The sequence below is a fragment of the Corallococcus sp. AB049A genome (genome assembly GCF_003668885.1).
Lineage (GTDB): Bacteria > Myxococcota > Myxococcia > Myxococcales > Myxococcaceae > Corallococcus > Corallococcus interemptor.
The window spans coordinates 1-463 of the sequence record NZ_RAWL01001039.1 but is presented as its reverse complement, the minus strand read 5'-3'; the positions used below and the strand labels follow the sequence as shown (position 1 = coordinate 463).

1 protein-coding gene is annotated in these 463 nt (G+C 61.1%); it reads left to right on the top strand.

All coding sequences use genetic code 11. The features are described 5' to 3' along the window. On the top strand, window positions 1–345 hold a 345-nt coding region (locus D7X55_RS40755; RefSeq protein WP_121725747.1), incomplete at its 5' end, for a D-glutamate cyclase family protein. Between the last annotated feature and the right edge of the window lie 118 nt (window positions 346–463).

Genomic DNA, 463 nt, shown 5'->3' with positions numbered 1-463 from the left:
CGCCCCTGCCGTCCGGCCGGTCGGCTGAAGGGCAATATGGTCGTTTCCATGCGGCCGATCCCGGCATCGCGCGTCGCTGATGCGGCGACCATTTCGGGACGTTTTCCAGCGGTGCATGGTTCGCCCGTGCATGTGGGTGCGCCCGAGGAGATCGGCATTACCGATCTCGCAAAGCCCGATTTCGGCGACGCGGTGCGGATTGAACCCGGCGAGGTTCCGGTCTTCTGGGCCTGCGGCGTCACCCCACAGGCGGCTGTGATGGCATCCGGTGTTCCCTTTGCCATTACCCATGCGCCGGGACACATGTTCATTACCGATATTCCCGATTCCGCCTACCACGCGTGAGGATATGATGCGTTTTCTTCCCGTCAGCCTCGCCACCATTCTTGTCGAACTCGCCGATCTCGATGAAACGCTTGCGCTTTTCGCCTCGCTGCAGAACGATCCCATCGAAGGTATAGAA